Raw genomic sequence first — 5,134 nt, 5'->3', positions numbered from 1 at the left:
GCGCCGGGCAGCGGGCGGCCCTGATCCCGGCCCTCGCCTATCTGTTGGCCGGCACGCTCGGCGCGATCGGCGTGGGCAAGGTCGGCGCGTATGCCAACTACTTCTTTGAATGGTACGCCGGCCTGATTTGGCTGACCGGGATCGGATGGCGTGTATTGGCTGGCGCTCCCCGACCGCGCTGGGTTAGCGAGGCGACGTTGGCCGGGTTGAGTGTGCTGCTGATTGCGAGCCTGCTCTACTACCCGCCGTTGTGGGACGCCAACCGGCTGCGTCCAGCGGGGTTGATCGAACCGAGCCCGCCGCGTATGGTGTTCGGCCAATACGGGGTGTGGGCCGATGCGCAGCGCGAAGCGGCGGTGCTGGCGGCACTATCCCGCGTCGATGCCGCCCTCGCTGCCGAAGCCCGCGCTGCCGGCGCAGTCATCTTCACCGATTTGCCCGGTCTGGCCAGTGGCGCCGGCGTCAACGCCCGCATTCCGGTATTCGAGTTCCGCCAGTTGCTCGATCAAGGGCTCGCCGACCAGACCGCTATCCTGCGTGAGCTCGCCAACGGCGAGCTGCCGCTGGTCTTGCTCGACTACCTCGGCAACTGGCTGACCCCAGAGATGATCGCGATCATTCGCCATCGCTACGCCCAAGACGGTTCGCTCGGCGTGATCGACCGCTACCGTCCGGTTGCCACCGGGCCGGCCCAGCCGCCGTTGCAGCCGGTGGCGGCAGGTGGGGTGCAACTGGCCGGCGTGCAACTGGCCCCGCCGCTCGGCGCAGCCTACGAACCCGGCCAACTGGTCGTGCTCAGCTTGCAATGGCAGCGGGTCTCGTCGCAACCGGCAGAAGGGCTGACTGTCGTGGTGCGGGTGCTCTTTGCCGGCGACCGCGTTGCCGCACACAGCGAACTGCCCTTGCTCTACGGCGCGCTGCCGCCGGCGCGCTGGCCAACCGCCGCTCCCATCGAGCACATGCAACCGATTGCTTTGCCGCTCGAACTGCTGCCCGGCACGTACCAACTGGCCGTCGGCTTGCGCGATCAAGCCGGGAACGACCTGATCGCGCCGCAGCCGGTGGCTACGCTGGCGGTCGAAGCGCAAGGCGGCGCCTTCTTCGCCGAAACCGGCTACTTTGTGCCGGCGCGTTTCATGCAGGCATGGGCCGAACTCGGCGCGGTCGAACGGGCCGGCTGGCCGCTCACACCGGCAGTGCCGTTTGGGTGGGGATGGTTGCAATGCTTTGAACGGGTGTGTCTCGAAGCACACGGCAGTGCCATCCATCTCCGCCCGTTGGGTAGAGAGCTGTATCTCGCTGAAACGAACCGCAGCGCGCACTGTGCTGACGGCGCCCCGGCTGACACCCTCTGCCCCGGCTATGCCGTGCCGGCAGAGCTGCTGGCCAGCCTCGGCCAACCGCTCAGCGGCGACATCCTCCGCAACGGCTGGATCGTGCAGTGGACGGACTATGCCCGGCTGGAGCGCAGCGCCGATGGCGCGACCTTTGGCCTTGGCCGGCTCGGCGACGAAACGCTGCGCTTGCCGCCGGGGATGCGCTACCGCTGGCCGGACGGGGAGTGATGGCCCTTCCCGGTCTTTGACGCTGCGCTGGCTTGCCGAAGTGTGCCACTTTTTGCGGTGAACACGGCTTCGAGATCAGGAACTGCTGGTGGTTCAAGGTCTTGCATGCTCAATGGAAATCCATTAGAGTGGTGACATGATAAGAGTATATCTCGACATGTGCGCTATTCAACGCCCGCTTGATACACCGAGTCATGTGCGCATTCAGATCGAAGCAGAGGTGGTGCTTGGTCTCATCTCGTTGGGTGAAGCTGGCCATCTCACATTGGTAAGTTCAGATGCACTACACCATGAAAACGACCAAAATCCCCTCTTGTTGCGCCGGGAATACGGTTTTAGCGTGCTTGCGCGCGCAACCGAAACAATTGCGCTGACTGAAGCAGTGCGTGATCGGGCGCAGCAATTTCTAGCTTATGGCTTGAAACCGCTTGACGCCTTGCATGTGGCGCTTGCCGAGGCAGGGAAAGTAGACTATTTCTGCACCTGTGATGATCGTTTACGGCGTCAAGCGCAACGGATTGTTGATCTGACTGTCAACGTTGTTACTCCCATTGATCTCTTTCAGAAACTGGAACCATTGCTATGACAGTAAAACCTTTAATCGAGATTAACCGGCAGGCGATGGAGCTACTGTATCGTGAGTTAGGGATCGTGGATACGGTGCGCTTCCTCAAACAATTTACCACCGGTTTAGGCGACTACACCGTCGAGCGTGAAGCCCTTTTCGCCGGCAAGACGCTCGATCAGATTGTCAACGACATTGCCCGGATGCGTTCCTCTCATCCTCCGCAGACCGGCGCAGCAGACGAGCCGGCGCCCTGATCTCCCCCTCCTTTGCCCCACTAAATCTTGACAGAAAAAATGTCGTATATGATGGTAGTATCCGGTTGAGGCGAAATGAGAAGGGGGTTTGGGGTGAGCATGGGCAATCATTGGCGGACTTTCATCGAGCATTGGTTCGTCCCAGTTTTGGTGTCGGCGGCGGAAATTGTTGGCGAGATACCGGCAGATGTCAAAGTGTACTGCCCGCCATCAAAGCCTGCTCCTGCCAACAGCAATGGCGCAGCGAAGAAGCCATTTGTTACGCTCCATGTGCTGCCGGGCATCTTGAACAGCGGCACAGAGATTGGTGTCACTAGATTATTGATGATGAAATGGCCTGTGTTGTGGCAGTTTGTTGGGATCACGGCGTAACGATTTATTCTATTCCTTGGGATAAGATTTCGTATATACACATATAACTTAAAGTCAACCCTTATCACAACCGCTTTATCACCCGCTCACCGGCCCGGCAGCCCGCTCGTCGGGCTGTTGCTATCTATTGCGCACCTCAGTTGTCCTTGCGCGCCGTGCGGAGCGCGGCGAAGCGATCCCCCTGCTAAGGCGGGAGGCAGCTTGCACGCCATGGGTTTGCGCTCAAGCGGGAGATTGCTGCGGGCGCTACGCCCCCTCGCAATGACAGGAGGGGCTGCGTCCTCGTGAGGCGGGAGAGGGGGGTGGGGTGAGGGATCGCCCCTCCCCCAGCGGGGGAGGGGTTGGGGGTGGGGGCAACGAGGTGCCGCGCTGGTGCTGATCCCCGGCCCTGAAGGCCGGGCTAGGAGTACGAAGCCCGCTGCACGGGCGGCTGGCTCATCCCCAGCCCCGTTCCCACTGGCGCGGGAGAGGCGAGCGCAAAGCCGCTGCCCCCCGGTTGTCATGGCGAGCCGCACGCCGCACGGCGACGCAATCCCCCACTTCGGCGAGAGGGATGCCTGCCAGCCATTGGTGTGCGCTAGAAACGCCAATCCATTCGGTTGCCAAAAGCATACTGGTTTAGCGGCAAGCGCGTTTATCTTAAGCGGATGGGCAAAGCGGTGGTGTTGTTGCCGGAAGACGACTCTTGGCAACCGCTGATTGAGAGCTTGGCAATGTTCTCAGCCGAGAAATCGGCTGAGCGCAACCAACCACCGGCACAACGGCGCGAGGGGTAGTAGCGAAGCGCAGGGGACGCCGATTGGCGTACTCGATACGCTGATCGCGGCGCAAGCCATTAGTGAACGGCTCATCCTCGTCACCAACAATGTGCGCGGATTCAGCCGCGTGCCGGGCTTGCTGGTCGAAGACTGGACGCAATGAACATCTGCACCGTGTCCGGCCCACTACTGAGGTGCTACGGAATGGTAGTACGCTGCTGATATCTCGCTCTCCTCAAAAAACACTCACAGCAGGCCCATCGCCTACCGTGAGTGCTTCGGTCAAGTTGTTACCGGCTAACGGACAATAATCGCGCTGGCTTCGCGACCGCCCGGCGCGAAGGAGTACTGCAACAGAATGCCGGAGTCGGTTACATCAGCCGGGGCGTTGAAGCGGTAGACGGTGGTGTTAAGCGTACCGTTGGCCGGCACCACGCCGCTGCCCGTGTCGATGTCGAAGCGCGGCGCGCCGAGCACCGTGCTCATACCCTCGATCTTGCTCAGCTCGAAGCCGGTGAAGTAGTTGTCGTAAGTGTAAGCAGCGACATTGATCTGCTGGCCCAGCGCAGTGACACCGATTTGGCTGCCGCACAACGTGACCACGGTGTTGGCGCTGTTGGTAGCGTGGCTGGTGAAGAAGAAGGCGCTATAGGGGCCGCTTAGCGGGCCAACGAAGAAGGCGTTGCGGCCATCGCTGGCAAAGGTTCCCACTTCTGACGTGTAGCCAACGTAGTCAGGTGTGCCGTCGCGGTTGGTGTCGAACAGCAGGTCAATTTCCACCGGATAGTTGGAATGGGTGATGGTCTGGTGAGTCGTGATCGCAAACTGGATCACTGGCGTATTCCCCGGGCAGAAACCGGGGATGTCGAAAGCGCGCACGCCAACGTAGCGCAGATCCATCGGCGGCATCTGCACGCTGGCGCCCGGCGAGGCAGTCACGCTGTCGTTGCTGCCGATCAGCGTGAACGGATCAACCGTCACCGGATTGGTGCCGGTGTTGGTCAGTTGGGCAGTGGCCGGGCTGCTGGTGGTGGCCCGCACTGAAGCCGGAGCGCGGACGTTGCCGGAAGCGCGCGGCAGCACATGCCACGGCATAGTCAAGTCGTTGGTCGTGCCGGCGGCATCGAGCACCAGATAGCCATCGTACTCGACGGCGGTCAGCGCCGCGCCGTTACCGCCATTGCTGCCCGAATTCAGTGTCCACGCCGGCAGTTTGGTCGGATCAATGCTCAGCGTGAAGGTGAAGGTGCGCCGGCTGCGCGGTGGCACGGTAATCGTGCTCACCGAAGTGCTTGGCGTCACTGCGCCGCTGGCCGTGTCGTTAGCGAAGCGGAAGGTCGGCGTGATGGTGTAGGTCAGTGGTGTGTTGCCGTAATTGCGCACCACGATTGTGCGGCGGAGCGTAGTCGGGTTGCGAGTGGCCTCGACCAAGCCAAACGAGATAGTAGCCGTGCCGTTGCTGAGTTCCCATGCGCTGGCTTGGGCCGCGATCGCGCGGTTGATGCGCACCTCGCCGCCGCCGATGCGGGTGATCGGCGCCAGCCCGCCGCCGAGGGCGGCGGGGGTGTTGAAGATCCTGGTTTCGGCGGTGTTCATCAGGCGCGCCTTGAGTTCCGC

The 5,134-nt window shown here is 62.0% G+C and carries 4 protein-coding genes and 2 pseudogenes; 5 read left to right on the top strand and 1 reads right to left on the bottom strand.

Annotation, left to right across the window (positions count from 1 at the left end):
* The 5 genes and pseudogenes from U9R81_RS07085 to U9R81_RS07065 form a co-directional block, all read left to right on the top strand.
* Positions 1-1,565 (top strand): annotated as a pseudogene (locus tag U9R81_RS07085) (hypothetical protein); the annotation flags it as partial.
* 157 nt (positions 1,566-1,722) lie between these two features.
* Positions 1,723-2,151: a PIN domain-containing protein gene (locus U9R81_RS07080; RefSeq protein ID WP_322494803.1), complete on the top strand. Its 429-nt coding sequence runs from the start codon at positions 1,723-1,725 to the stop codon at positions 2,149-2,151.
* Positions 2,148-2,387 carry a hypothetical protein gene (locus U9R81_RS07075; protein ID WP_322494802.1) on the top strand — a complete coding sequence of 80 codons (240 nt, stop codon included), beginning with the start codon at positions 2,148-2,150 and terminating at the stop codon, positions 2,385-2,387. The genes U9R81_RS07080 and U9R81_RS07075 overlap by 4 nt, the downstream gene beginning before the upstream one ends.
* 99 nt (positions 2,388-2,486) lie before the next feature.
* A complete protein-coding gene (locus U9R81_RS07070) occupies positions 2,487-2,759 on the top strand; it encodes a hypothetical protein (RefSeq protein WP_322494801.1) in 273 nt (90 codons plus the stop codon).
* Positions 2,760-3,458: 699 nt separating this feature from the next.
* On the top strand, positions 3,459-3,680 hold the full coding sequence (locus U9R81_RS07065) for a hypothetical protein (protein ID WP_322494800.1): 222 nt from the start codon (positions 3,459-3,461) through the stop codon (positions 3,678-3,680).
* Positions 3,681-3,814: 134 nt separating this feature from the next.
* Here the strand turns inward: U9R81_RS07065 and U9R81_RS07060 are convergent.
* Positions 3,815-5,134 (bottom strand): annotated as a pseudogene (locus U9R81_RS07060) (peptidase S8); the annotation flags it as partial.

It is taken from the genome of Chloroflexus sp., assembly GCF_034435895.1.
Classification (GTDB): Bacteria; Chloroflexota; Chloroflexia; order Chloroflexales; family Chloroflexaceae; genus Chloroflexus.
The sequence above is the reverse complement of the archived record's forward strand: the minus strand, read 5'-3'. Positions and strand labels throughout refer to the sequence as shown.